The sequence below is a fragment of the Cyanobacteriota bacterium genome (genome assembly GCA_025054735.1).
GTDB lineage: Bacteria > Cyanobacteriota > Cyanobacteriia > SKYG9 > SKYG9 > SKYG9.
This window is the reverse complement of the sequence record JANWZG010000561.1, coordinates 1-1,958: the sequence shown is the minus strand read 5'-3', so window position 1 is coordinate 1,958 and position 1,958 is coordinate 1. Positions and strand designations below refer to the sequence as shown.

2 protein-coding genes are annotated in these 1,958 nt (G+C 46.1%); both read left to right on the top strand.

All coding sequences use genetic code 11. The features are described from left to right. Positions 1 to 390 precede the first annotated feature (390 nt). Entirely contained in the window at positions 391 to 1,494 is a 1,104-nt protein-coding gene (pilM, locus tag NZ772_18145) for a type IV pilus assembly protein PilM (protein ID MCS6815477.1), read from the top strand. A 3-nt stretch (positions 1,495 to 1,497) separates the two neighbouring features. Continuing rightward, positions 1,498 to 1,958, top strand: a 461-nt coding sequence (locus NZ772_18140; protein MCS6815476.1) for a PilN domain-containing protein, incomplete at its 3' end; no start/stop codon positions are given.

Here is a 1,958-nt window from a genome sequence, read left to right as displayed (position 1 = left end):
ACGTGAAACTATTGCTTAAATTAAGCACCTTTGTCACCGTCATCCTTGGGTTTACTCAGGCTCAACTGTAAATGGTTGCATTCTGCTTCTGTCCTGCTATCAAATTTTGAAAAGATCTGCTCCATTTCTAAAAATCTGTGTAACATCCCAAGTAAGGCTTGTAATTAGCATCGAGGAGTTTTCCTTGGTTCTAGTTAACAAGGCTGGGAACCTGACAATAAAAAATTGGCTCATTTTCCCAGAAGTTAGCTACTATTCATAGAGCTTTCTGGTTATAAGATGGGCATCTACAGTAGGCTTGATAGTTATGCCTTGCTAGGCGGTTCTGTGTCTGACGGTCTTAGTCGAGACATACTTAAACTCTTAGTCCAATAGGAATGTATATCAACGGTGAACATCTTCAAGGGTTTTGGATCTGGCGGTAAAGGGGTTGGGATTGAGATTACTCCCGACAAAATTAATATCGCCCAAATTCAAAAGCAAGGGCAGGGATACAAGTTGTCGCACTTGTCCTCAGTTGAAGTGCCTGAAGGATATATCCAGGAAGGTCAGATCGCTGATACTAGTGGTGTTGCTAGCTTGATTCAATCTGCGTTGCAGGAGAGCAAGCTGAGACCTAAGCGCGTTGCCACGGCTATTCCAGGGCGAGAGGTTGTGACGCGGTTGATTCCAGTGCCAGAGGAATTAGACGATCGAGAACTGCGGGATATGGTGCTTAACCAAGAGGCTGGCCTTTACCTAACCTTTCCGAGGGAAGAAGCTGATGTGGACTATCAAAAGCTGGGCACCTTCATGGACGAAGATGGCATAGAGAAGCGTCAAGTGCTGCTAGTAGCCACTCGCAAAGAGGTTACTGATACCTATATTCAAACCTTTGACCAAGCAAACCTAAAGATTGGCACCTTGGATATTACCAGTTTTGCTTTAATCCGATCAATTCGTAGTCAATTGATGGACTACACACCGCAGCAAGCAGTAGCGATCGCAGATATTGAATTTGAAAGCACTGAAATATCCATAGTAGTGGAAGGAGTGCCACAATTTTCTCGGACTGTGCCGATCGGTACGTTCCAGGTTCAAAGTGCACTCAATCGAGCCATGAACATGCCCCAAACTCGCAATACAGAGCTACTCCAAGACATGACTATTCCCGTTATGGCAGTGGATACCATTGGGGGAACCACCAAAATGAATAATACGAATCCAGGTGCAGCAGCCATGATTCGGGTGTTTGGAGAGTTGGCTGATGAACTTCGTCGGTCAATTGACTTTTATTTGAATCAGGGTGATGACCAAGAGGTAGCACAACTATTCTTGGCTGGCCCCGGTGGTGGTATTGGACAATTGGACGAATTTTTCTCTCAACGACTTAGCTTAACAACAGTGCAGATTGACCCTATTTCTGCCCTATCGCTAGAAGCACCTGATGAGATTTCACCCATTCAGCGTCCTGGTTTGGGTGTAGTACTGGGTTTGGCAATGCGGGAGGTATAACGGATGTTTTCGCTAGACATAAATTTCCTCAATGACCCGGGACGGCAAGACTATACAGGCGCAGGTAAAGGACGTAAAGGGCCACAACCTGGTGGTGGCGGTGGCAGTTATCTACCTGCTATCCTAGGGGCACTAGTAGGGATAGCATTGCCTGCGGGAGTTGCTGGCTACTGGTATTACTTGAACAACATTGAAACCCCTAAATTGCAGGCCAGATCTTCCGAGTTAGATGCCCAGATTGCTGAATTGCAAGCTAAGTTGAAGCAGGCTGAAGAGTTTAATCAACAGGCAGCAGCGATTGAAGCTGATGTTGCTGCCCTCTCTGGTGTGTTCAACAAGATTCGTCCGTGGTCAGCTATCTTACTCGACTTTGCCCAGCGCACTCCTGCTGATGTGCAGTTGAGAAGTATTTCTGAGTCTGCAGGTAAGCTGACGATTTCAGGAGTTGCTGTTTCACAAACATC